Genomic DNA, 25,817 nt, shown 5'->3' on the forward strand with positions numbered 1-25,817 from the left:
TACGCGGCAAAAGGTGAAGGTTTTATTTTGCCAGAATTTTCTCAATGGCGGCGCGGAAATCCTGACCCATGCCATTACTACGCAGTCCGTAAGAGACAAATGCCTGCATATAGCCGAGCTTACGACCGCAGTCGAAGCTGCGACCCATCAGCAGTGCAGCGTCTACCGGCTTCTTCTGGCTCAGGCTGGCGATAGCATCGGTAAGCTGGATACGGCCCCAGGCGCCTGGTTCGGTACGCTCCAGCTCGCCCCAGATATCGGCAGAGAGCACATAGCGGCCAACCGCGGCCAAATCGGAGTTCAGCGGCGCTGGATCTTCGGGTTTCTCAACGAAGTCAGTAATGGCGCTGACGTCGCCTGGATTATCCAGCGACTGCTCTGTGGTGATCACGGAGTATTCAGAAAGATCGGCAGTCGGCATATGCTGTGCCAGCACCTGGCTGCGGCCGGTCTCTTCAAAACGCGCCACCATAGCGGCAAGGTTATAGCGCAAATGGTCAGCGGTAGAGTCGTCCAGCAGTACGTCCGGCAGCACCACGACGAACGGGTTGTCACCAATCATCGGACGCGCGCACAGGATAGAGTGGCCCAGGCCCAGCGGCTGCGCCTGACGCACGTTCATAATGGTAACGCCCGGCGGGCAGATTGACTGCACTTCGCTCAGCAGCTGACGTTTTACGCGCGCTTCAAGCAGCGCTTCCAGTTCGTACGTGGTATCAAAGTGGTTTTCCACCGCATTTTTGGAAGCATGGGTGACCAGCACGATCTCTTTGATGCCTGCGGCAACGCACTCATCAATGATGTATTGAATCATCGGCTTATCGACGACAGGCAGCATCTCTTTAGGAATTGCTTTCGTCGCCGGGAGCATATGCATACCGAGACCCGCAACCGGGATTACTGCTTTAAGCTTGGTCATATTTTTTCCATTTCATGAAGTGAATACGTGCGGTCGATTATGCAGGATCGGCCAGAACTGCAAGTATAATCTTTATCCGAAAATCCGACACTAAATGCCTGTCATCCCTTAGAAATTCATCTTTTTCCCACTGTTCAGCGACGCCATAAGGTGAGTAAAGACAACGGCTAACTCATGCGAGAAAAGCGTTAACCGCAGCGTGACTCGCAATGGGTTAATGCCAGGCTAAAAAAGACTCGGGCGGCACCCTGGCCGCCCGATAGTATTGCATGCCGATCACAGCCAGCTTTCAAACCATTCCGGCATAACAAACAGGTTGAAATGGTTGACCAGCACCATGAGGGCGATAAACAGAGCCGACACCGAGACCCACTGCCGTGCATAAGGCATAAAGCGGATACCAATAACCGGCTTAATAAAGAACGGATGGGCAAAGGCGGAGATCAGCACCTGTGAGATTGACAGCGTCAACGCCACGTAGAGCACGTTGGGCCAGATAAAGGTTGTTGCCAGCACCGCCAGCACCACCAGGCTTGCGACAATATTCCAGTAGAACTCAACGTTGGTCTGTCCGTTCGCCTGAGAAATCGCGCCAGTGAGTCCCCCCATAGGCCGAAGCATACCGAACAGCAGCATTAGCGGAATAAGATGATAAACCTGCTCATGAGAGGCACCGTAGAGCACGCGTACGATCACCGGTGAAAGAATGCCGATAGCCAGATACATCGCACTGCTGAACAGCATGATGACAAAGGTTCCCTTCAGAAACAGCTTTTTCAGCTGCTCCGGATCCTGCTGTTTCTCGGCAAAACGTGGCAGGGCCAGGCGGTTAATTACCGGTGAGACCAGTTTCAGCGGCTGCAGGATGAGCTCTTTGGCCAGCGAGTAGATGCCAAGCATCTCCGCGCCCATCACTTTGCCGACAATCAGCGCATCGGCCTGCGTGCGCAGCTGATTAATGGTCTGTGAACCCAGCTGGTAGACGCCATAGCGCACCGCCCCGACAAAGGTCGCTTTATCAAACTCCCATGTCGGACGCCATGCCTTTTCGCCAAAGGCGATCATGCAGAGGATGCGGGTAAAGGCGTTGATAAACAGTCCCAGTATCGCGGCGGCCACCGTTAACGAGGTAAAGTAAAGCATCGCCACGGTGCAGAGAAACGCAAACAGCCTGGTGCCCATCTCGATTTTAGCGAGCAGCACCATGCGTTTGGTCTTTATGTAGTGTGCCTGATACTGCGACAGATGCCCCAGCACGAGGAAGTTAAGGCTGGTGAGCATAATCAGCCCCACCAGCTCCGGCAGATGGTAGAACCACGCCACCGGATACGCGACACCGAGCAGAATCAGGCCGGTTACCAGACTCAGCGACACGTTGACCCAGTAGATGGTGCTCTGCTCGCGGCGCGTAATCTGCTGACGGTGGACAAGATAGCTGCTCATGCCCATATCCTGCAGCACGGTTGCCACCGCCAGAATGGCGTTGATGATCGCCAGCAGCCCCAGCTCATGCGCTTCCAGCTTGCGCGCCAGCACGCTGAGTTGCAGCACCTGCAACAGCGCGGCGAACAGGGTACTGCCAAACAGCCAGACCGCCTGTTTTTTCAATCCACTCACACCAGACGCTCCAGCAACTGCGCCAGCTCACCGTAGGCAATATGCTGGTTGAATTCCGTTTCGACTTTGTGCCGCGCCGCCGCCACAACGGGCACGACGTCGACGTCGCCCTGCGACAGTTTGAGCAGCGTATCGGCCAGTGCGTCGGAGTCGTTCTCCGGCACCAGCCAGCCTGAGACGTTATTCTCGATAAGCTCAGGAATGCCGCTATGGAAGGTAGAAACCACCGGCAGACCCACCGCCATCGCCTCCATCAGTGCGACAGGGATCCCTTCCATATCACCATCGGCGGCGGTTTTAGAGGGTAACAGGAAAATATCCGCCTCGCTCAGCGCGGCACGGATCTCCTCCTGTGGCTTGAAGCCTGGCATGGTCACGCAATCCTCCAGACCGGCACGGGCGATATGCTCGCGCATCATCTCATCCTGATCGCCGTTGCCGATAATGGTGAACTCAAACTGACCCCCGCGCTGTTTCAGGATCTCGCTCGCCCTGACGGCGACATCCAGCCCTTTTTTCTCCGTGAGACGCGCCACCGAAACAATACGCAGCGGTGCATGAAACGCCTGGCGCGGCTGGAAGTTAAACTTCTCCGGCTCAATGCCCATGCGCGTCACGTGAATTTTCTCTGGCGGACATCCCATCTCAATCAGCTTGCGCTCCCAGAGATGGCTGATGGGCAGCAGCAGCTCGCTCTGTTCAAAGAGGTTTACATAATCCTGCTTGTGCTCTTCGAGAATATGGTGGCGCGAAATATCCGCGCCGTGGAACACCGTTGCCTGTTTGCCCACCAGGACGCCCAGCTCGCGCAGCTTGTTGGCCAGCGCGCCCGCATAGCCAAAGTGCACCAGAAAGACGTCGGCGGTATAAGGCTGGCTGGTATTGGCCACGATAGAAGGCAGCAGCAGCTTGCTCGACTGCGCCCCATAGCGGCGCACATTAAGCGAGCGGATCAGCGCCGGTTTCGCGACCTTTGGCAGCACCAGCTTTAACCGCTGATTAAGCTTGTCGATATTTGAGACTTTCTCTTCCGGCAGCAAATAGTGCGTACGTGCCGCCAGCTGGTATTCGTCAAACGCGGCATGACGGTTTACCAGATCGCCGGGAAACACAGAGATAATCTCCACGTCATAACCGGCATCAATGAAATGGGTCACCTGGTTCAGCACGAAGGTCTCAGAGGCGACCGGGAAACGCATGGTGAAAAAAGTCAGTTTCATAGCATTACCCCAATACGTTGAGGATCTCTTCTGTGATCCGGTTTCCAACATCCCGCTCGTGTGCAACTGCGGTGTCAACCTGCTGTTTAATGGCGTCATAATTCGCCAGAACATCTTTCACTTTGCCGATCAGCGAGCCATCCATCAGGCTCTTCACATCGGTCGCCATCTGCGGCAGGCCGAGCTGGTTCATCACGCCCATGGATTTGTGTTCATAGTTGATGGCGACGGCCGGAGTGCCAAAGTTCATAGAGATAATCGCGGAGTGCAGACGCGTACCGATGGTGAGATGGCAGTGACCCAGCAGAATGCCCAGCTCCAGGTCGTTAAACTCATCCATGATGACATGGTAATGTTCAGGCTGCTCGACGCTGTCACGCAGCGTCAGCGCCACCATACGATCATCTTTGGCGTAGCTGTCGATGCCGGTACAGGTCGAAAAAGCCACCACCTGATAGCCCTCGGCGATCATGGCGTTAATCACCCGCCCAAAAGCGGCCTCATACTCTTTCTGCGTCACGCCCAGACGTTTATCGAACGGTGCCAGTTCGCGCACCGTAATCGCGATCGTCTTGCGGCTGCTGATGATATTTTGCCAGTGCAGCAGATTGTGGCTCGGCTGCGCCACGCTGCGCGCGCGCACCAGAAAGGCCGTATCCACGCCCGGCGCGACCTTACGCGTTGTCACCCCATCTTTTTTCATCAGATCGAGACTGACTGATTCACGCAGTACCAGGCTGTCAACGCGATCAAAAACAAAACTGGCCAGCGCATTCACGCGCGGGTTCTGAAACGGGCCTACCGAGTGGCCAATCATGTAGAGCGGCTTTTTTGCCATCAGGGCGCAGAGCGCGTGGTCAAACTGCGTGACGCCATAGAGGTCGACAAAGAACGATCCGCCGACCTGAATAATGGCATCGTAGGCCTTCAGGCTGTCGGTAAAGGCGGCCAGATGCGCCGGGACAGCAAAAGATTTGAACACCCCCCCTTTGCCCAGATGCGCCATCATAATGTTCGGCATCAGTCGGTTGGCAACCTTACGCTTTAGCGTGCCGACCAGACCTTTAGCGCCTTTGCTGTTATGTAAAAACAGCGAATCCTGCTTAATATCCTGCTGAAGTAAGTACCCAGAGCTCGTTGGATAACGGCTGATTACATCAATTTCCAGATCGCTACGGGCGGCATTCATCGAATCGATCAGCCCACGCAGAATCGCGCCATCCCCGCGATTCCCACACGTATGGTTACCCACCAATAAAATTTTCATTAACAACTCCGAAAAATTTCTTTTAATTTTTTATCCGGCCTGAAGTGAATGCGATGTGCCGGATAAACAAGCCGCCATGTCCTGAACTGGCAAAGTGAACTCTGTGTTTAAAAAAAAGCCAAAATACAATCAAAAAACAGCTCCGTCAGGTACTGCTCGCGCCCTTCCCTGCGCGCGATAAATCAGACTAACCTTTCACTGCAAAATAGGGCACGGCGCACTGTTCGCCGTTGATCACCATGGAGATAAATCCCTTAGGCTTACTGGTATCCACCTGTTCAGCGCTGAGCGCGCGCGACGCCAGCAGCAGATCGCCCTGCTCGTTGCCGCCGATGCCTGCTTTGCCGTTGTGCAGGCTGAAGCGCTGTGGCGCCACCACATTGCCCGAAGGCGGCGCGGCTTTCTCCATGCGGGCGCTGACGCGTGCGCAACGGCCGGTGACGAAGCGGTCCTTGCTGGTGGTTTTCATCAGCACCACGGCCGAGGGCGTCCAGCCGGCCAGCTTAGCGAAGATACGCACTTCGCTGTCATTCGCCGCCACGTAGCGCACCTCGACGACCGGGTTGCTGCCTTCAGCCGACCAGCTCGCTTCTGCCTTGTTCTTCTTGCGCTGCACATGGATAACCGCGCGGCCACCGGTTGAACGATCGTTCACCGGATTCATCAGCGGCTGGCTGTTGCTGCCATTGCTGAATTCCGACTGGCCAAAGATTTCAATCTCCCAGCTATCGCCTACGTCAGGTGAGTAGAGCGTGCCCAGCTCGAACCAGCTCTGCTGGTCGCTGTTGTTCTCCAGCCGCCAGCGTGAGGTGATGTAGTTGTATTTCAGGCTGCCGTCGATAGCGACGCCGTAAGACTCCACGCGCGTCGATCCCATCTCCCAGACGTTCAGCCAGCGGTCACCCTGATCAGAGTTATCGATCCAGCTACCTGACTGCAGGTTGGTCTGGCGCATATTGAGACGCGAGTTATGCGCGATAAGCGGGTTTCTACAATCCTCCAGGCTCAGCGCATCGATGATCCACTGCCCGTTAGAAATATCGCCCGGGTAATCACAGTGTTCGATCCAGCCGTTGTGAATAATCGACTGGCTACAGCGCGGCAGGTTCAACACCTTGCCGCCCCGGCAGTTTTGCGCGTTAAAGTTGGAGAGCTCAATAGCGGTGCTGTGATCCCAGGCACCGGCTTTGCGGCCTGACCAGCCCGCTTTGATCACATCGCCGGTGCAGCGCGAGGCGTACCACTGGTCGATTTTACAGTCCAGCGTGTCGAGCAGGCTGAGCGCATCGCCGCCCACCGCGTTGAAGCGCAGGCAGGCACCGCGGAAGAACTGTCCACCCTGGCAGGTATTGCGGAACAGCCCCTGCTGGTTAGGATGCTTGTCGGTGTTGCCGTTGAAGATCAGGTTGGAGATCTCTACCCAGCGCGCATTGACGTTAAAGACAAAATCTGACTGGCCGTCTGAGATAAGGGTAGTGGCCGGAAAGTAACCAAAGTTAACCATGGCACCGGAAATGCGGAAAAAGCGGCGGCCTTCGCTGCCGAAGTCGCAGGAGGAGACGAAAAAGGTACCGGCGGGAAACTGCACGCAGATGGGCTGCTGCGCCTGTTCTGACCACTGATACATTGCCTTGATGGCTGGCGCAGCGTCGGTCTTACCATCGGCAATGGCACCGAAATCAAACAGCGACAGACGGTTAAAGTCATCAACCACGCGTCGCCAGGCGAATCCCTCACCGGCAAAATTGACCCCGCCGTCATCGTTTGCGCTCTGGAAACTGCCGACGAATTCACCGCCGCCCACCTCCAGACCTTCATGCCAGCTCTTCAGCTTGACCTTTGCCCCTTCGAACAGCGGGCGGGTTTTGCGCAGCTCTTCAACCGAGGCTATCTCACCAATCAGCTGGTAGCCGCCTGGCTGCGCCAGGCGCTGGCTGAATGCCGCCTGGCCAGGGCGGCTGACGTCAGGGATGGTAAACAGCGTGGTCCCGTCGTTATCTTTTACCGTCATAGAGTGCACCGGATCGGCAATCAGTGCGGCGTTGTCATGAATAAAACGGGCAAAACTGCCTTTGTTCAGCGCAATCGGCTGAGCGATCTGTGACAGCTTTCCGCTGTCGTCACGCAGGAACACCGGGATCTGATTCCCGGCCTGGCTGGCATCGGTACCGGCTTTGCCAATCCATAACTTCCCGTCGAAACCTTGCCAGAACTGCGGCGGCATGGCGTAGAGATTTTCCGGCGTCAGAATCGGCACGTCGCCTTTTGGCACTGCTGAGGGGTCAACCGCCTTCAGCGCGACACCGCTGCTTTTTGCTGCATAGCTGGAAAATGCACTGACGGACAGCGCGGCAACAATGGAGGAGGCTGCGGTCTGCAAGACTTCTCTTCTTTTCATGCATCAAATCCCGTGGTCAATGGGGCCGCGCAATGGGCCATAACAGTGTTCCCTGAGGCACGTTGCAATCAGGCCCGTCCCTTGCCGCTGCTAAACCAGCGCCAGCCAGCTCTGTTTGATTTGCTTACCGTCGAATTTCAGCGCGGTAATTTTTGTTTTCTGGCTCATGGCGTAAAAGAGTGCGTCATCGCTGGCAAGCCGCTCCATGCGCGCCAGGAAGGTCGCTTTGTCGTTCATCGGCACCAGAAAGCCATCTTCACCTTCATTAATGATCTCCTGTGGGCCGGTTGGGCAGTCATACGCCACTACCGGCAGGGACCAGGATTTGGCTTCCAGCAGCACCAGCGGCAGCCCTTCGTAGCGTGACGTCATCAGCGCCATATCGCTGTCGCGGTAGTAGTCATTGATGTTGCTGACGCGGCCAACAAAGTTAACGCTCTGGCTGATACCCAGTGCCGCAGCCTGATCCTCCAGCGCCTGACGCAGCTCGCCATCGCCCGCGATCACCAGCGTCCACTCCGGATGGGTCTGAACAAAGTCACGCCAGATATCCAGCAGCAGATCGAAGCCTTTCTGATGATCGAGACGGCCCACTGCCAGTGCCTGACGACTGCGTGAATGACGCTCAAAAGCTTTGTACACCACCGGATTAGGGATTTGCTTGCTTGGAATGCGCCAGCGAGAGAAGACCTGATGATCTTTATCGGTGAGGACGATGACCCGATCGTAGTAGCGCAGCAGCAGGTATTTGAGGAGTTTGATCGGCTTGCTGAAGGAGTTGATGGCGATATGTTCGCAGGCGTAAGCCTTGAAGCGTTTTTTCTTGCCGGAGAGCAGACTCCAGAAGGCGAACATCACGCTCAAACGCCCCATGCTGATCAAAAACACACTGTCGACATCTTCGGCGTGAATGCGCTTAACGATGCTTTTGATCGGATTACTGTGCCCTTCGAAGCTGACAATCGATTTAGCATGTTCGAAGGGATAGAAGGTTTTACCGCTGCCTTCCAGCGAATAGATGGTGACGTCGTGCGTTTCGCCCAGACACTCCGACATAAAGTTACAGATGTTCTCAGTGCCGGCGTAGGAATAGGCATCTTTGATCACCAGGACGATTTTTTTCATTTAACGCTACCCACCTCAAAAGAGTAAAAAGACAATCCTGTTATCGATGCTTGAGGGTAAACAGCACGCCGTTCACCATATACCAGCCGTAATAGTAATAGATTTTTAAAGGATTGTTTTTATAGATAATTCTTAATAATTCGAGATGCCATTTCGCCGCTTTGTTCTTGTTGCGCGAAAGAGAATCACCTAACTCGTAATAGTTGACGAGAATGCTCTGAATAACGCGCGCCTGCTTGTAACGCGTGAACAGTTCATACAGGAACAGAAAGTCTTCATGCCCTTTACGCTGGAAGAAAATGCCCTGCGGCGGACGGCGAAAGCAGACCGAGGAGAAGCAGACGCGGTACTGCTTCTTCACGAAGTTTTCCTGCTGAAGATAAGGCTTGCTGTAGGTGATATCGTGGTCAGCTTTTTTGGTTTTGTAGTGATATTCGGTGATCACGAAGTCATCGCCCGCCGCGATCGCAGCAGCCTGCTGCGCCAGTTTGTCGACGTGCCATTCATCATCGCTGTCAAGAAACGCAATAATCTCCTCTTTCGCGGCACGCAGCCCGACGTTGCGGGTCTCCGCCGCCCCGAGGTTGACCGCATTGTCGAGAATGGTAATACGCGGGTCTTTACAGTGCTCGCGCACCAGCGCCAGCGAATCGTCGGTGGATTTGTCGTTGATCAGGTAAAGGTGCCAGTCTGGCCAGGTCTGGTTCATCACCGATTGTACGGCGCGTAAGACCGTCTGATGGGCGTTATACATCGGCATCACAATGCCTACGGTGCCAACATGATTCGTCATATTCATACCTGAATAGAAAAGAGTCGTTCCGGGAAAACGCTCCCGCGCCGGGGAGCAAGAAGAAGATCAGGAGACCGCTTTTTCACCGCCGAGGCGTGACCGTAACTTGTCTTTCAGACGGTTAAGGAAATAGGCCTGGTTATCTTTGTTGGTGAGAAAGAAGTAGCGCGCGAAGCTCAGGCTCGCCATCAGCGGTTTGCCGTCCATTTTGTAACGCAGCGGCAGCTTAAAGGCTTTATAGGTGTGAATGTCGCGCCCGGTCAGATGGGGCTTCATCGCATCCAGCCAGAAAAGCGAATATTTCACCGATTCGCCTTTATGTTTGGATCCAAATTTGGTGATCAGATGATAGGTCGCCAGCGGACGTGCAATCATTACAAACTCATAACCAAGACGATCGGCGCGAATGCAGAAGTCGTAGTCCTGATGGCGAATATAGCGGGTATCAAACTGAATGCGGGCGGCATCTTCGCGCTTTAGCACGATGGTGCTGGTCTGAATAAAGCCGTAACAGCCAAACAGGTACTCTGCCACGGTTTCATTCTTGCCTGGCGTCTGCATCGGCATCACCTTCAGGTAGCTGCCGTCCTGATAGATATTGACCTGGCTGTAAATCACAAATTTGCTTTTGCCCTGGGCCTCCAGCTCGTTAATTTTACGTGCGGTTTCCAGCAGCTTGTCGGCATGCCATTCGTCGTCGGCGTCGAGAAAGCTGATGTAGTCGCCGGTTGCCAGTTCAATGCCCTTGTTACGCGCGCCTGCGCCGTTCAGTTTCACCTCAGAGAGCACCAGGTTAATGCCCAGATCCTGATAACGCTCGCTGTTGACCACCTCCGCCAGCGCCGCCGCATCGGCGGATTTGTCGTCAACGATAATCACTTCAAAATTGCGGTAGCTCTGCGCCTTAACGCAATCCAGCGTCGCGATAATCGACTGCGACGCGTTATACGCGGGTATTACAATGGAGAAACGAATGTCCTTCATGCCAGTACCTCTTAAAAACAGGGCTAAAATCTAAAATAAACAGGACTGCAAGCCACATGGCGGCGTCTGGCGCAGTCCCGACAATCAGTAAGGGTTACCGGATCGATCTTGCTTCGCTGGTGATACTTCAGCCGCGACTTTTTTCTTGTTGCTGCTGCCAATAAAGGGTTTTTCGACCCAGAGATAGGTCATCTTCGCGACGTAGAAAGAGACAACGAAAAACAGCGTTGAGATCAGGGTATACACCACCATGTTGTGCGGAACCCAGCTGAGTGGAACCTGCTTGATGAAGTAGAGCACCACACCGTGGATCAGGTAGAGGCTGTAGCTCACCTCGCCGATTGACATCAGGGTTTTATTCTCCAGCATGCCAAACAGGGTGTTACCGCTGCTGATAACGAAAAAGATGGCCGTCAGACAGCAGAGAAAGACCAGATACCACAGCGCATTACTGGTAAAGCCCAGCGCAAACACCGCCAGCAGGAGACAGAGCAGGCTGGCCACGCGCGACTGTTTGAAGCCTGCCAGCCGATCGCGCCAGGTATAGGCAAAATAGCCCATGGCAAAGCCAAGTACCGGACGTGGATCGGTATAGGCTTTTCCCCACAGGCGCAGGGCGACGGCGATACAAAAAATCACGCCAATAGAGCCCAGGATCAGCAGGGTTTTGTGTTTGCCTTTGGTGGCGCGGTTCACCACAAAAATCAGCGGAATTGAGAGATAAAGCAGCCATTCCAGGCGCAGCGTCCACTCCACGCCGGCATTGACGTCAGCAGTCAGAAAGTCGCCCATATGATAGTTACCGACAAACAGCAACCAGAGCACGGCGTCAGTAATACTCTGGGCATTGAGCTGCAGGCCACCCTGCACCAGCCCGACCAGGATAATCACCAGGCCAGAGAACCAGAACATGGGTACAATGCGGCGCACGCGCGATTTCATCAGTTTCCAGGTCAGCTGGCTCGCAGGCATTCCGTCGTTATCCAGCCAGCGGTAGAACAGGAACGCTGAAATCATAAAGAACAGCAGCACGCCAAACTTTCCGGCGTTGACAAAGAAATTGCCCTCGGAAAACCAGACAAAATAGTCTTTATCAAATACCCACTGACCGTCGAGCGAATAGAGGTAGTGAACCAGATGGGAAAAGGCCACGATACTCGCCAACAGCGCGCGCAAGCCGGAGATGCTCTTGATACCGCTGCCGTTATAAATGCCTTTATGGTACGACGTGGCGCGCAGAATAAGCAGCGCCAGACAGAACGACACCACCATGATTAATACATACATGACAACTCCTGAAGCACCGAAGACGAATGGGCGTTAACTGCCGTGCTGCGACAGTTCTTTATCGTAGTGGGCAGTAATCACATCAAAGGTTTGCTGAGCTTTTTGCTGATAAAGCATTTCAGAAGGATGAATACAGTCTGCTGACATGCCGCTCTGCCAGTCGCGCTTCGCTTTAATGGCGCTCCACTGCTTCACAATGGGAACATCCTGAGCCTTTGCCACTTCATTGAGCTGGTAAACATAGGGCCAGACATTCCAGCGTTCGACCTTACCGCAAATCGGGTTCGGCTCCTGGAGCACCACCAGCTTATGATGCGCCTTCGCCTCTTTCACCAGTGCCGTCATGATACGACCGTACTCTTCCGGGCTTTCCAGATGGGTATTTTTATCTTTAAAGAAGAAATGGCGTGCGTCGTTGATCGCGTAGTTAAGCAAAATGAGCTTTGCGTCAGAGTTCGCCATGCGCTCCGTCCAGCCGCTGGGGTCGTCCTGGCCCTTGTTGTAAAGCAGTTCAGCCGCCTGTGCGCCCGGTACGCCGTGATTTTTCACCTCAACGCCGGGGCCATATTTGTTTTGCAGCAGCGTTTGCAGCGTGGCTATCTCGTTGCCCGGCGTGATGATGTTTTTACCGCCTGACGACATGACACCCGCGGTCGTGGAGTCACCGTAGGCGGCGATAACAAATGCGGCCCGCTCGTCTGCAGCCTGTGCAAAACAGGCGGCGGAAAGGATCGCAACAGCAATAAGTGATTTAGTCATGTTACCTCTCAGATTAGTGAAACAGCCTGAATTCCTGAGCAACTTCATAGCCGACAACGGCCTGCTTAAGGGAAATCGTGTTGTAGTAGAGGTAGTAGACAAGGAAGAAAGCGAACATCGCGAACATCGCTGGTTTGAGCATCGGCCTGACCTGATACACCAGCGAGGCCAAAATAATCGGTTCGACCTGCAACAGATAGTTGGAGAGTCGTGCGCCCGACGAGTAGTTATAGAAGAAAATACGGATGCCGCCGCCGATGGCGAAGGTCAGCACCAGCAAATAGTTAAGCCGGTACTGCTGATAGTGATATTTTTTAATCTCGTTACTCAGCAGGAAGTAGACGAAGATAAACACCAGCATAATGTTCTTCAGGTTTGACACGGAGAAAATGCTGCCTTCGCCGGTGTTAGAGGTTTCGTTGCTGTAGCCCTCTGCCCTTTCGCCCAGCGAACCGAGATGCGAGGAAATCAGGGCGATAAAGCTGGTGCCGCCAACCTTTGACGCTGGAATACTCAGCAAAATGATGGCCACCGGCCACCAGCGCGAGTCACGAATAAACAGGAAAGGAATAAGCGTCACCACCATTACCGCGGTGTTATGGCTGAAAAACGACAGCAGGGTAAAGGCCAGCGCCATCCAGTAGCGCTTCAGGTAGATGTACCAGATGACGCCGAGGAACAGCGCTGAACTCAGCCCAAAGCGGATCTGGTTCATATCTTTGTTGATAAAGATATGCGCCGAATAGAGCGCCAGCGCCAGGATCGGATAGGGTGACATCTTTTTAAAGAAGACGGCGTTTACCGATACCGCCAGCAGGCAGAAGACAAAAAGGAAAATATCCGCGTTGTGGGACACCAGGCTGGTCAGCCAGGCCAGAACAAAAATCAGCGGCTCGTAGCGGAAAAAGGCCACGGTTTCGGCAAAGCCGTTGACCTGAATGCGGTTGATAAAGTCGGTGAAAAAGCTGCGGTACTGGTAATCATCCATACCGGTGCCCAGGCCGCGGATACCGCCAAACACCACCAGCGTTGCCGCTGCGATGCAGAGCAGATAGGTCAGGATATGCGTGGTACGTTCGTCTTTTTTTAGCAGGATTTCCACAATCGAAACCAGCAGCAAAAACCCTGATATATACCAATATGGAGCCATGGTGTGATCCTTTCATTCCACACGTTGTCAGTTCAACAGGCTGTCAGGTTATGTGCGGCTACCCGGTAATACGCCTGCCCTGTTGCTGAACCATTCTGTTATGGACGCCCGCCCGGTTATGCGTTTTATGCGTGGCGTCTGGCGCGAAACACAGAATCACCTGTGTAGATCGTTGCGTGTTGTCTTAATGCGACGATAAAAAGGGGCGGTCTCGCCGCCCCGTCATCATCAAACCTTAGCTTTTTGTCGGTTTGCCGTATTCGTACTCGTAGTAGTCGTAGCCATAACCGTAAGCGTTGGCGGCTTTACGTACCACGGCGTTGAGGATCACACCTTTAATCTCAATGCCGTTCTGCGCGAAGCGTTTGTAGCTCACATCCACCTCTTTCGCGGTGTTGGCTTCGAAACGGGCGACCATCAGCGAGGTGCCTGCCAGCTTACCGATAATAGAGGCATCGGTTACGGCCAGAATCGGAGGCGTATCGATCAGCACCAGGTCGTAGTTCTGGCTCGCCCACTCCAGCAGCTCGCCCATACGGCGGTGCATCAGCAGCTCAGACGGGTTCGGTGGAACCTGGCCACGCGGCAGGAAGTCAAAGCCATAAGCGCCACGCTGGATCAGCGCCGACGAGAACTCGGTTTTACCAGACAGAATATTGGAGAGACCCGATTTGTTCTCTGCGCCGATCAGCTCATGGGTGTAACCACGACGCATATCGCCATCGATGAAGAGAACGCGCTGACCCGCTTTCGCCACCAGCGTTGCCAGGTTGGCGCAGATAAAGGTTTTACCAATACCCGGGCTGGCACCGGTGATCATCAGGACGTTGTTTTTCGCTTCCATCATGGCGAAGTGCAGACTGGTACGCAGGCTACGGATCGCTTCGATAGAGAGGTCAGTCGGGTTACCGAGCGCCAGCAGCGTTTCATGCGGGTCGAGCTTCACCTTGTGACCACGACGCGCCAGGGCTTCGGTGTCTTTCTTACGCTGCCACTCAGAGAGCGGGACGCTGGCATAGACGTTCATGCCCAGCTCTTCCAGCTGCTCCGGGTTTTCGATGCCGTGGTGCAACAGCGCTTTCAGCAGAACCAGACCCACAGAGACCACCAGACCAAGCAGCAGGCTGGCCGCGATAATCAGCGTTTTCTTCGGCGCCACCGGCGCGTTAGCCGTTTCAGCGTTATCGATGATGCGAACGTCACCTACGGTGCTGGCTTTGCTGATGCCCAGCTCCTGCTGGCGGTTCAGCAGCTGCATGTAAATCTCCTGCCCTGCCTGCACGTCACGCGTCAGTCGCAGGATCTCCTGCTGCGTTTGCGGCATCTGGGAGATTTTCTTGTTCAGCTGAGCCTGTTCGTTTTCCAGCGTTTTGCGTTTTTCCAGCAGCGCGCGGTAGGTCGGGTGATCCTTGGTGAACAGCTGAGAAACTTCTGCTTCACGGAAGGTCAGCTCATTCAGCTGGCTCTGCACGCTCACTGAGGAGTCAAGCGCTGATTTGGCTTCCAGCGACATATCCACTGACTCATTCTGACGGCGGAAGCTGTTCAGTTTGTTCTCAGCGTCATCCAGCTTGGCGCGCACCTGCGGCAGCTGATTGCGCAGGAACTCAAGGCTCTTCTCCGCCTGCTCTGATTTGCGGTCAACGTTCTGCAGCAGATAGTTGTTAACGATCTGATTCAGCACTTTGCTGATATGCTCGGGATCTTCACCCAGATATTGCAGACCCAGCACGCCGGTGTCTTTACCTTTATCTGCAACGGTCAGATTGGCCAGCACAGAGTTAATCGCCTGCAGCTCATTCAGCTTGGTGACGGTAAAGCTGGTGCCCTCTTCCGCCTGAATGTCGCTTACCAGCATAGCGATATCACCGTGCTGCTCCAGACGACCCACCTGACCTTTAAACAGCTCATCACCATCTTTGGTCACGGTATAAGTAGTCGGACTGTTGACTTCCAGCTCTACGCTGCGCTTGTCAACGGTGCGCGGGATTTCCAGACGTGAAATAGCAATCTGCGCCGGTTTGTTACCCATCAGACGCGACAGGCCTTTCCCGATAATCGGGAAGTATTTCTGCTCAACTACGGTGTCCAGACCGAGATCGCTCACGGTCTTGCCGATCACCATACGGGATTCAAGGATCTGAATTTCCGTGTCTGACTCTGGGGTGGCCGGCAGGATGCCCTGCAGATCGGAGAGCACGGTGCTGCTGTTTTTCTGCTCGACCTGCACCATGGCGTCGGCGCTATAAATCGGGGTTGCAAACAGTGTGTAGAGCGTTCCCACCAGCATAAAGAAGGCGGTTACGGCGACAATGATCCAGCGATGATCGATCAGCTGTCCCAAAAGGTGGCCGAGATCGAATCCTGTCGACTCCTCTCTTGGCGCGGTCATAACCTTATTTTTAATATTCATGGATAATCCCAACTATCGGCTTAGTACGTTGACCCATTTCTGGGTAGCGTTTTCCAGTAACCCGTAAACCTCTTCAAAGGCCTCACGACTCTTTTTGTACGGATCCGCTATTTCCTGTTGGTTGAGCCAGTGCCCAAGCAGCATGGTTTTTCCGCGTGCGGCTGGATCGATGCGATTGACCTGTTCGATATGACGTTTTTCCATCACCAGAATCAGATCGTAATCGCGGCACATACTGGCGGTTAACTGCTGCGCGTGATGCCCCTCCAGCGAGAGGCCATGACGCGCAGCCACCTCGCTGGCGGTTTGATCCGCCGGATACCCCTTCAGGGCACCCAGCCCTGCCGAAGCAATGCGCTTCTCCGGTAACGCGCGCTTCAGTAAGCGCTCTCCGGTTGGAGAGCGGCAGATGTTGCCGACGCAGACCACTAACACGGACGTAATCATGGCTAAACCTAGTTCGACCAGTTGCGGAAACGCAGCGCCGCCTCGCTTGCATCGTTGATGCCGGCGATAGTCGGCAGCAGCTGTGAAATAACACGGTTCCAGCGCGTCAGCGGCGTGGAGGTGACATAGACGATGTCGTAAGGTTCAAGTTGGAATTCGGTACCCATGACCATTGCCGCCGCATCTTTGGTATTCAGCTGATAGATGTTAGCGATCTTGGTGCGGTTAGTGCCGCGAATCGGACGGATAACGAAGACGCCGGTGGCATCGGCCGCAGTCTGATCCATACCCTGCGCATTGCCCAACGCTTCTGCCAGCGTCATGCCGCTACGATCCATCTTCAGCGTAGACTGCTGACGCACCTCACCCATGACAAAGACTTTCAAATCGTCATTGCGCGGTACATAGAGGATGTCGCCTGGATAGAGCAGGTGGTTCTGGCTCAAATCGCCATTCTGCATCAGCGCCTGCAGCGAAATACGCTGCTCAGTGCCGTTGTGCGTCAGTACAACGTTGCGCCAGTCAGCATCTGCCGCCAGCCCGCCAGCGGCGTTAATGGCATCCAGCACCGTCAGCGGAACGTTGGTGATAGGCTGCTGGCCCGACGTAGTCACAGCACCGGTTACATAGGTTTTCTGCGACTTAAAGGAGGCGATGCTGACATCCACCTGCGGACTCTCGATATACTGGGCGAGACGACGTGCGACTTCGCTGCGTACTTCAGTGACCGTGCGGCCCGCTACGCGGACTTTACCGATGTAGGGGTAGAAAATGGTGCCGTCAGAGTGTACCCAGTTGCCGGTGTCGCTGGCGCTGCGGTACTGGCCCGCTGGCGTTGTCAGCTCAGGGTGATCCCAGACGGTGACGTTGATCACGTCGCCAATGCCAATGCGGTATTCATAGTTCTGAATTTCGTTCTGCAGGCCAGGGTTGGCCTGTGCCACCAGCGGCTTCGGTCGCATTTGCTCGACCAGGCGCGGGGTTAACGGGAAGACATTGACATATTTGTCGATGTCATAATTGCTGTCCTGCTGCTCAATGACATCTTTTCCGCTAGTGGAGAGGTGCTGGCCTGGAACAACCGTACACCCTGAGAGAAATGTGGCGGATACCAGCATGGGTATCAATTTCGTTTTGATTGTAATCATTTAGATCTTCGCTATCAGTTATTGATTGATAGAGGCGAAAACGCCGCTGTGTAAGCGCTGAAAAAAAATAAACTTGCCAGCTTAAGCACTGAAAATATCTGTCATTATCACTTGCTCCCTACCTTTTTTTGTTGCTGCCGTTTAACAGGACGAAATAAGCAAATGCGTATTATTGCCTTTTGAGTGAATTAACGGCTTCCTTCAGCCACGATAATGGCAGCTATCACCAATGACGTTGTCAGCTGTGGCGTTTAACATCCGGGAGCGCCCGTCAACCGCTCCCGTTTCGCCTGCTATCAATACGCCCCATCGCGCTTCAGTACGACACCCACCGTTTTAAATAAAATGGCGATATCGTTCCACAGCGACCAGTTTTTTACGTACCACGAATCAAAGTAAACGCGCGTTTCGTAATCAACGTCGTTACGACCGCTGACCTGCCACAGTCCCGTCATGCCGGGTTTTGCCATCAGATAATAATCGACATCGCCTGCATAACGACAAAGTTCATCCTCAATCACCGGACGCGGGCCAACAAGGCTCATGTCACCCCGCACCACGTTCCACAGCTGCGGCAGCTCATCCAGACTGGTTTTACGGATGAAGTGACCAACTTTTGTAATGCGTGGATCGTTTTTCAGTTTGAAATCTTTATCCCACTCGGCACGCGCGACCGGATCTGTGCGCAGTACCTCCTCCAGCACCTCTTTGGAGTTGATGACCATTGAGCGGAATTTCAGACACTTAAACTTACGACCGTTCAGGCCAACGCGTTCATGTCCATAGATGGGTGGACCACCGTCGCGACCGACCATAAAGCCGAGCACCAGCAGCGCAGGCAGCAGCATCAGGATGATCGAAAGCGCACCGACGATATCAAATGCCCGCTTCAGAAAGCGTGACGTGCGCTTTGCCAGATTATTGTTAACGCGCAGGATCATCACTTCATGGCTGAAGATGTAGGCCATATCAGTACCGTAAAGCGGTACGCCGCGCAACGTGGGAATCACTGAAACAGAACGGCAATTGTGCATCGCCAGATTCTTCAGCCACATGTCGCGGTACTGGCTCTGTTCGAACTCTACCGCCACGATAAACTGGGTTTCGCTGTGGGTCAGGTTCCACAGTTCAGATTCATCGCGCAGCACCGGTACGCCGGAGATACTTGCCTGCGGACAGGTCCCGTCAACGTCGTAAAAGGCGATAACGTCAAAGCCCATCACCTCTTCGCTTTGCAGCGCCTGCCAGGCTTCCTGGGCATTTTTGCTGCTACCGATAATGATGGTCTGCTTCTTCCATAGCCCGTAGTGATTAAGCAGGTGTTTCACGACCGCGCGCGACAGCGGGATCAAAATCAGCGCCAGCACCCAGGTTAATACCCAGACGAAACGCGACATTTGCCACTGCGACAGCGCGGTGATCGACAAATCAATAATTGAAAAAATGAGAATGGTACGAAAAACTTCTTTCAGCTCAAACCAGAATGGCTTGCGATAAGTAAAATGACGCAGTCTGACCCAGAACCATCCAACACAAATTACCGACAAGAAAATATGCGTGGCAATTTTTAAGTGGAGATCTTTTTCAGATATATCTGCCAGCGGCGAATCTGACATCATATTAATTATCGCCAGCGCTATAAATAAGGCGGCGTTAAAACAAATTAAGTCCGAGCCGGCCAGCAACAATTTGGTAAAAAGACTTTTAAATGTAATTTCGGTATCGCGCATATTTAACTCTTTATTTTATTTCCTATAATCCGTGACGCCCTGAGCTGTGTAATATTTGAACGAATCAGTTTTTCATCAATAAAGGCGTAACTGAAGGGGGTTACAGGGTGCGTTCACGCCAACTTCCTTAGCAAGGAAACAAGAAAATTGTGAGAAATACCAACAGATTACTCTGACTTAGGCCCAAATGGCGCACTGCTTACTTTCTCAACGGAGAATGCGTTTCAGGAACGCTACCGCCCTTGGCTGTCGCTGCCAATACCGCTTTTGATATCCTGTTTCTCCATTTATCATTCTCGATCTGAATGCCTGAAGCATGTCCGGCGAGCCGGATCACAATTCATAACATTGGGTGCCGAATCTCAAGGCGAATATCAACATAAGCGCAGACTTTTACCAGCACGTTGCTATACTAGTTATTACTGGCTTCTTTACAAGTAGGCCCCGCTATCCCCTGACTATTTTAGGAAAAAGACTACCAGCAATAAGTAATGCGCCCCCTTTTCGGGCAAAACGCAAAGTGCAATACCTCCGCAAAAAATCAGATTAATTCCATGTCACGCCCTGAATAAATGCTCATCTTTAACTTAAGGTGTGCACTAACCGGCTTTCCCTTCGCTTTACCATACGAACATTCTGCTTTACACAATCTTGTCAGTTTGATGCAGCACGATAATTGATTCGTTTCTTTATTCTCTGTTTTCACCTCACTGTTTCGCGCGAAAACAAGGTTGTGCCCCACCCTGCCCTCCACTATCCTCAGATTTCACTGACTTTGATATATTCAGGCGGCTTAGGCATGTTGGAGGTGTTAGCAGATCCCTCACTGTGGGCAGGATTAGTCACGTTAATCGTTCTGGAACTGGTGCTGGGAATCGATAATCTGGTATTTATCGCCATTCTGGTCGAAAAGCTGCCGGACAAGGATCGTGACCGGGCGCGGATTATCGGTTTGCTGCTGGCCTTGCTGTGCCGTCTACTGCTGCTGGCCTCACTTTCCTGGCTGGTGACGCTCACGCAGCCGCTGTTTACGCTGTGGCATCATTCCTTTAGCGCGCGCGATCTGCTGCTTTTGCTGGGCGGGCTGTTTCTGCTTTTCAAGGCGACAACAGAGCTTAATACGCGGCTTGAGGGCCAGGATCACGGGCAGGGTCAACAAAAACGCGGCGCTAAATTCTGGCCAGTGGTCGCGCAAATCGTGGTGCTGGACGCCATTTTTTCCCTTGACGCGGTGATTACCGCCGTCGGCATGGTTAACCAGCTGCCGGTCATGATGACCGCTGTGACCATCGCCATTTTACTGATGCTGCTGGCGAGCAAACCCTTAACGCGCTTTGTTAACAGCCATCCCACCATTGTGATTCTCTGCCTGAGCTTTTTGCTGATGATCGGCTTCAGCCTGGTGGCGGAAGGTCTGGGCTTTGTTATTCCAAAAGGTTATCTCTATGCGGCAATAGGCTTCTCGGTGCTGATCGAAGCCTTTAATCAGCTGGCCCAGTATAACCGCCGACGCGCACTCTCAGCGGGAAGGCCGCTGCGCCAGCGCACGGCAGAAACCGTTTTAAGACTGCTGCGCGGTGAAGCCGACCATGCTGAACTGGATCCGCAGAGCGCCTCCCTGATTGCCGACAGCGACCGTCGGGCGCTGTTCAACCGTCAGGAGCGCGTCATGATTGCGCGCGTACTCGGCTTCGCCCAGCGTCACGTTAACAGCGTGATGACGTCACGTCATGATATTGAGCACATTAACCTGGATGACGATCCGGCAGAAATTATGGCGCGCCTCGACCGCAATCTGCATACGCGAATGCTGATCACCGACCAAAGCAACGAACTGCTGGGCGTGGTGCACGCTATCGATCTGCTGCATCAGTCGCTTCATCAGCAGTCGCTGGACTTGCGCGCCTTAATCCGGCAGCCGCTGGTCTTTCCGGAACGCCTGACGCTGCTCCAGGCGCTGGAGCAGTTTCGCCAGGCCCGTACCCACTTTGCCTTTGTGGTGGATGAGTTTGGTTCTGTGGAAGGGGTGGTTACGCTGAGTGACTTAATGGAAACCATCGCCGGTAATTTGCCGCTAGAGGGCGAAGAGAGGGACGCCCGCTACGATGTGCAGACGCAGGGCGAAAATCAGTGGATCGTCAACGGAAATATTCCGCTGGAGGACCTGGCACCCTATGTCAGGCTGCCGCTGGATGAGCGGCGCAGCTACCACACGCTGGCTGGCCTGCTCATGGACAGCCTGCAACATGTACCTGAAGAGGGAGAAACGTTACAGGTCGGCAGCTATCTGCTGCGCGTACTGCAGGTAGAGAACCATCGCGTGCAGAAAGTAGAGATCCTGCAACACCCGCAGGACCTCGATTATGAGGTGTAACGTTACGGACGAAGGAGCTTTTTCAGGCTGTCGCTGTTTTTGGGCTGGCGATCCAGCCACTGGTTAAGACGCGATTTTGCCTCGTTTTGTAATTGCTGGCGCACAACCTGATCGACCGGCAGGGAGTACTGCACATTCTGCCAGTTGCCGTACATACGTAGCGGAATAGCCTGCTGCGACAAGATGCTGGCCAGGCGGTCATCGCCCTTCCAGCCACTGAGCGTAAGACCAAAGGTCACGTCCAGCTGCTGTTTCAGCATATCGATATCCCCCGCGCCCTCTAAACGTAAGCGGTCGCCTTCGCCCTTGAGATCGGCAAGACGCAGCACGCCATCATTCAGTGCCAGACGCCCATCAAGCTGGCGAATACCCTGTTCGCTGCTCTCGTCACTGCTGACGCGATCGCTGGTGCGCTCTACCGCCCGTCGCACCATCTGTTGCAGGTTGATCTGCGCCATTTTGACGTCAGCCGCCTGAAACTGCGCCTCGCCACGCCACTGCCGCCGGGCAGCATTCAGGGTCAGGCCTTCACCGCTCAGGTTGCCGCTAAGAGAAAGCGTGCCCTGCAAGCTTTGTGGTATCTCCAGCGCGGCGAGGAGCGGCTGAATGGAGACCTTATTGAAAACGGGCTGAAGCGCAACGCGCGTCTCCGGCTGGCGAATATCGACCGTACCCGGTACCGAAAAGGTGCCCTCGCCCAGCTTGCCGTTCAGGGCGCGCAGCGTCATCAGCCCCTGCTGGTTGACAGCATCCAGCACAAAGTTTTGCAACGTCAGGCCGCGCCACACCGCGCTGTCTGCCTTCAGATTAACCGCCACATCCAGAGCGTTAAGCGGGGAATCAGGGTTATTCTGTACGCGCGGCGTGGCAATAACCGGTGCACGTGCCACAGTGGCATGCTGCTCGCCGCTGTTGCTGGGCTGCGGCGCACCCGACATCAGATTGTCGAAATTTAACCGGGTTGCGTGTAGCTGAAGCGCAAACTGCTGCGGTAGCGTGCCGCTTGCCTGACCGGAAAGCACACTGTCGTTAGCGGTCAGCTGCAGCTGCGTCAGGGTAAACTGCTGCGTGTCAGCCTGCCAGCTCCCCTGCCCGCTCAGCGAACCCTGAATGCCCTGCGGCGGAATATTGGCCCCGCCGATGGCATAATTCAGCTCATCAATTTTACCGCTCAGGCGATGCGGATACTGCGCTGCATCAAGCTGACCCTTCAGCGTCAGCGTGGCATTGCGCTGATTGCGCGTCAGGCTGGTAGTGAGGTCGATCTTTGCCTGATGGCGATCGTCCTGATTGAGGTTGAGATTGAAGTTACGAAAGTTATATTCGTCGCCGCCGGGTTGACGCCAGATCAGCAGACTGTCAACAACGCGCAGCTGGCTAATATCAAATGACCAGCCGCTGGCGCGCGTGCTGGCCTCACTGCGTGGAGGCGCAACTGGCGCATTTCGCGGCGGCTGCGCTGCGCTTTCTGGCGTGGCACGCACGACCGCGTTGCGCAGCATCACCTGACTTACGCTAAGTTGATGCGACAGCAGCGGCCAGAGATTCACGTCGAGACGCATGTTTTCCGCCGTAACCAGCGGCTGAGACGCGCCTGGCGCGGTCAGGCTCATGCGTCCGGCGAGGATGCTGAGTTTAGGCCAGACGTGCCAGCGCAGATCGCCACCGACCTCCAGCTGATAACCACTACGCTGTTCAACCTGTTTCACCATATAGGATCGGAAATCGTTTGGGTTGACCAGCAGCACCAGCGCCGTCATGCCCGCAACGATGACCACCAGCAAAATGGCCAGCGTGGTTATCACTCTTTTCATCACATCCCCATTTTCGCGATTTAATCTTTATCGATACGGCTGGCGACAGCGCCCTGCTGTCCGCGATATTTAGCGTCTTCACGACGGTTGTAGGGGCGTGCTGCCGGGCCAGAGAGCGGTTCGAAGCTTAGCGCGCCGATTAGCATCCCGGGACGCAGTGCCAGCGGCAGCTTACCGGAATTATAGAACTCCAGCACAATCCGCCCCTGCCAGCCGGGATCGATGCGGTGCGCGGTCACGTGCACCATCAGCCCCAGCCGCGCCAGCGAAGAGCGGCCATCCAGCCAGCCAACCAGATCGTCCGGTATCGTGACCGATTCAAAGGTGACCGCCAGCGCCAGTTCGCCAGGATGCAGGAAAAAGGCTTCTCCCTCTGGCAGCACAATTTCATCGCTCATCACGCGATCGAGCGCGGCGCTGACTTCATCTTTCGGACCGCTTAAATCAATATAGGCCGCCGTATGGCCGCGGAACGTGCGGAACTGGTTACCCAGGCGCACATCGACGGTAGCACCATTAATACGCTCAACAGGCGGACGCGGATCGATCGCCAGCCTGCCGTCATCCAGCCAGGCTTCTATATCGCGGTCGCATAATCTCATTAATCTGTCTCCATGCTGAAAGTGTAGCGAACAGCCTGATATTCGCGCTTCAGGCTGTTGGCAACGCGTCAGACCCAACGCGTGTTATTCAAAAAACTGATTGATCTTGGCCTTGAGAATATCAATTGCAATGCGGTTTTTCCCGCCGCGCGGCACAATGATGTCGGCGTACTGCTTTGACGGCTCAATAAATTGCAGAAACATCGGGCGCACGGTTTTCTGATACTGACTCATCACAGAGTCCATCGAACGACCGCGCTCGTTAACATCGCGCTTCATGCGGCGCATCAGGCAGATATCCAGCGGCGTGTCGACGAAGATGGAGAAATTCAGCTCCTGGCGCAGACGGGCATCGGTCAGCAGCAGAATGCCTTCCAGAATAATCACCTTTTTCGGTTTCAGGTGAATGCTGTCGCGCGTACGCGTATGTTCGACATAGCTATAGACCGGTAAATCGATATCCTCACCTGCTTTCAGCGCCTGCAGGTGATGCAGCAGCAGATCGTGATCCATTGCGCTGGGATGGTCATAGTTAGTCTTTACCCTCTCTTCCATGGTGAGGTGGCTCTGGTCCTTATAATAGGCATCTTCCGGGATAACCCCGATATGCTCGTCACCGACCTGGTCACGGATTTCACGATAGAGCGTGCTGGCGATTAAACTTTTTCCGGATGCGGAGGCACCGGCAATGCCCACAATCACGCACTGATGAGACTTGTCAGTCATACTTTTTAAAGACCTGATACTGGAGCCTGCGCTGTACGCGGATTAGGCGTTTTGACGCAGGACGAAATGGAGAGGGTTTGGTAGGCGCTAAGTATAGGGATTTCATCCTTTTGATGCCAGAGAAAAGCCGCTTACGGGATTTCAGAATTTCCCCTTTATCAACTGAATCGTTTACCCAGTAAACTAGTGGCTGGTTGAGTATTAACTTATGTGGCTGGCGCAGCAGACGGCAGACGATGACACTGCACTGACGCTGATGAGGAATTTTTCCTGCTGACCCATACGAAAGGAAGTTTATGCACTGGAGAACCCTGACCTATTTTGGCGACAGCATGCTGCTGATCCCGACAGCGGTGATTATCGCGCTGATCCTGCCGTGGAAAAGCGACAACCGTCGCACGGTATGGTACTGGCTGTTGGCATTTGGTCTGGCAGGCCTGCTGGTCAGCCTGTCAAAAATCCTGTTTCTCGGCTTTGGCATCGGCAGCGCCCGTTTCAATTTTACCGGCTTCAGCGGGCATAGTGCGATGTCAGCCACCCTGTGGCCGGTAATGCTGTGGCTGCTTTCGGGACGCTGGTCGAGCCTGTGGCGCGGCTTTGCTATTGGCACAGGCTACGTCATCCCCTTGATGGTAGGATTTTCACGTCTGGTCATTCATGCGCACTCGACCAGTGAAGTCGCCACCGGCCTGATGCTGGGCTTTACCCTTAGCTCGGCTTTTCTGCTCAGCCAGCGGCGCACCGCACTGAAAGGCTTTAGCTTGCCGCAGGTGGGCGTGGCCTGCCTGGTGCCGCTGCTGCTGCTTGGCCACGGTCGGGTTGCCACAACGCAACAGTTTCTTGAACGTTTCTCTGCTGATCTTGCCGGTCTGGAGAAACCCTTCACTCGCGCCGATCTCTTCCGCCAGTAATGTCCCAGCGCCCTTTTGCGACGGAAAAGGGCCAGTCAATTCGTTGAATAACACCCTTTTTTGATTTAACAACCCTATTACGTCAGTGATGTGCTAGCATGCCACAAAGAGAATGACTGGCGCATTTCTCGTC

20 protein-coding genes are annotated in these 25,817 nt (G+C 54.3%); 2 read left to right on the plus strand and 18 right to left on the minus strand.

Annotated features, from left to right (window positions below; all coding sequences use genetic code 11):
* Positions 1-22: 22 nt before the first annotated feature.
* From galF to wbaP, 15 genes are all read right to left on the minus strand, one after another.
* Complete coding sequence (gene galF / locus HP564_RS06245) at positions 23-919, minus strand: UTP--glucose-1-phosphate uridylyltransferase GalF (protein WP_371241233.1); 897 nt, start codon at positions 917-919, stop codon at positions 23-25.
* Between the two features lie 276 nt (positions 920-1,195).
* Positions 1,196-2,536 carry a lipopolysaccharide biosynthesis protein gene (locus HP564_RS06250; RefSeq protein ID WP_371241235.1) on the minus strand — a complete coding sequence of 447 codons (1,341 nt, stop codon included), beginning with the start codon at positions 2,534-2,536 and terminating at the stop codon, positions 1,196-1,198.
* Positions 2,533-3,756, minus strand: a complete 1,224-nt coding sequence (locus tag HP564_RS06255; RefSeq protein ID WP_371241237.1) for a glycosyltransferase — start codon at positions 3,754-3,756, stop codon at positions 2,533-2,535. Before HP564_RS06255 ends, HP564_RS06250 begins: the two co-directional genes overlap by 4 nt.
* A 4-nt stretch (positions 3,757-3,760) precedes the next feature.
* The gene (gene wcaK, locus HP564_RS06260; RefSeq protein ID WP_371241239.1) at positions 3,761-5,023 is read right to left on the minus strand and encodes a colanic acid biosynthesis pyruvyl transferase WcaK; all 1,263 of its coding nucleotides are present in this window, start codon (positions 5,021-5,023) and stop codon (positions 3,761-3,763) included.
* A gap of 187 nt (positions 5,024-5,210) precedes the next feature.
* Complete coding sequence (locus HP564_RS06265) at positions 5,211-7,421, minus strand: phage tailspike protein (protein WP_371241241.1); 2,211 nt, start codon at positions 7,419-7,421, stop codon at positions 5,211-5,213.
* Positions 7,422-7,511: 90 nt separating this feature from the next.
* Positions 7,512-8,546 carry a glycosyltransferase gene (locus tag HP564_RS06270; RefSeq protein ID WP_371241243.1) on the minus strand — a complete coding sequence of 345 codons (1,035 nt, stop codon included), beginning with the start codon at positions 8,544-8,546 and terminating at the stop codon, positions 7,512-7,514.
* 40 nt (positions 8,547-8,586) lie between these two features.
* Positions 8,587-9,339 (minus strand): glycosyltransferase family 2 protein, encoded by a 753-nt coding sequence (locus tag HP564_RS06275; protein WP_371241245.1) that lies wholly within the window; start codon positions 9,337-9,339, stop codon positions 8,587-8,589.
* A 66-nt stretch (positions 9,340-9,405) separates the two neighbouring features.
* A complete protein-coding gene (locus HP564_RS06280) occupies positions 9,406-10,323 on the minus strand; it encodes a glycosyltransferase family 2 protein (protein ID WP_371241246.1) in 918 nt (305 codons plus the stop codon).
* 84 nt (positions 10,324-10,407) lie between these two features.
* Positions 10,408-11,610 carry an acyltransferase family protein gene (locus HP564_RS06285; protein WP_371241248.1) on the minus strand — a complete coding sequence of 401 codons (1,203 nt, stop codon included), beginning with the start codon at positions 11,608-11,610 and terminating at the stop codon, positions 10,408-10,410.
* 33 nt (positions 11,611-11,643) lie between these two features.
* Positions 11,644-12,369, minus strand: coding sequence for an SGNH/GDSL hydrolase family protein (locus tag HP564_RS06290; RefSeq protein ID WP_371241250.1), 726 nt, complete (start codon positions 12,367-12,369; stop codon positions 11,644-11,646).
* Positions 12,370-12,382: 13 nt separating this feature from the next.
* On the minus strand, positions 12,383-13,519 hold the full coding sequence (locus HP564_RS06295) for an EpsG family protein (RefSeq protein WP_371241252.1): 1,137 nt from the start codon (positions 13,517-13,519) through the stop codon (positions 12,383-12,385).
* 235 nt (positions 13,520-13,754) lie between these two features.
* On the minus strand, positions 13,755-15,932 hold the full coding sequence (gene wzc, locus HP564_RS06300; RefSeq protein ID WP_371241254.1) for a tyrosine-protein kinase Wzc: 2,178 nt from the start codon (positions 15,930-15,932) through the stop codon (positions 13,755-13,757).
* 12 nt (positions 15,933-15,944) lie between these two features.
* Entirely contained in the window at positions 15,945-16,379 is a 435-nt protein-coding gene (locus HP564_RS06305) for a protein tyrosine phosphatase (RefSeq protein ID WP_123801168.1), read from the minus strand.
* Between the two features lie 8 nt (positions 16,380-16,387).
* Positions 16,388-17,527 carry a polysaccharide export protein gene (locus HP564_RS06310; protein WP_371241257.1) on the minus strand — a complete coding sequence of 380 codons (1,140 nt, stop codon included), beginning with the start codon at positions 17,525-17,527 and terminating at the stop codon, positions 16,388-16,390.
* 296 nt (positions 17,528-17,823) lie between these two features.
* A complete protein-coding gene (gene wbaP, locus HP564_RS06315) occupies positions 17,824-19,257 on the minus strand; it encodes an undecaprenyl-phosphate galactose phosphotransferase WbaP (protein WP_371241259.1) in 1,434 nt (477 codons plus the stop codon).
* 799 nt (positions 19,258-20,056) lie between these two features.
* Here wbaP and HP564_RS06320 point away from each other — a divergent pair.
* Entirely contained in the window at positions 20,057-21,631 is a 1,575-nt protein-coding gene (locus HP564_RS06320; protein ID WP_371241261.1) for a TerC family protein, read from the plus strand.
* Between the two features lie 2 nt (positions 21,632-21,633).
* On the opposite strand, the gene asmA is transcribed toward HP564_RS06320, so the two are convergent.
* The 3 genes from asmA to udk all read right to left on the minus strand — a co-directional run bounded on the left by asmA (position 21,634) and on the right by udk (position 24,773).
* Positions 21,634-23,445 carry an outer membrane assembly protein AsmA gene (gene asmA, locus HP564_RS06325; protein WP_371241263.1) on the minus strand — a complete coding sequence of 604 codons (1,812 nt, stop codon included), beginning with the start codon at positions 23,443-23,445 and terminating at the stop codon, positions 21,634-21,636.
* Between the two features lie 20 nt (positions 23,446-23,465).
* On the minus strand, positions 23,466-24,047 hold the full coding sequence (gene dcd, locus HP564_RS06330) for a dCTP deaminase (protein ID WP_371241265.1): 582 nt from the start codon (positions 24,045-24,047) through the stop codon (positions 23,466-23,468).
* Between the two features lie 84 nt (positions 24,048-24,131).
* The gene (udk, locus tag HP564_RS06335) at positions 24,132-24,773 is read right to left on the minus strand and encodes a uridine kinase (RefSeq protein WP_371241267.1); all 642 of its coding nucleotides are present in this window, start codon (positions 24,771-24,773) and stop codon (positions 24,132-24,134) included.
* A 296-nt stretch (positions 24,774-25,069) separates the two neighbouring features.
* On the opposite strand from udk, the gene HP564_RS06340 reads away from it, so the two are divergent.
* Positions 25,070-25,684: a phosphatase PAP2 family protein gene (locus HP564_RS06340; protein ID WP_371241269.1), complete on the plus strand. Its 615-nt coding sequence runs from the start codon at positions 25,070-25,072 to the stop codon at positions 25,682-25,684.
* The last annotated feature ends 133 nt before the right edge of the window (positions 25,685-25,817 follow it).

Source organism: Pantoea sp. KPR_PJ (assembly GCF_041386365.1).
Lineage (GTDB): Bacteria > Pseudomonadota > Gammaproteobacteria > Enterobacterales > Enterobacteriaceae > Pantoea.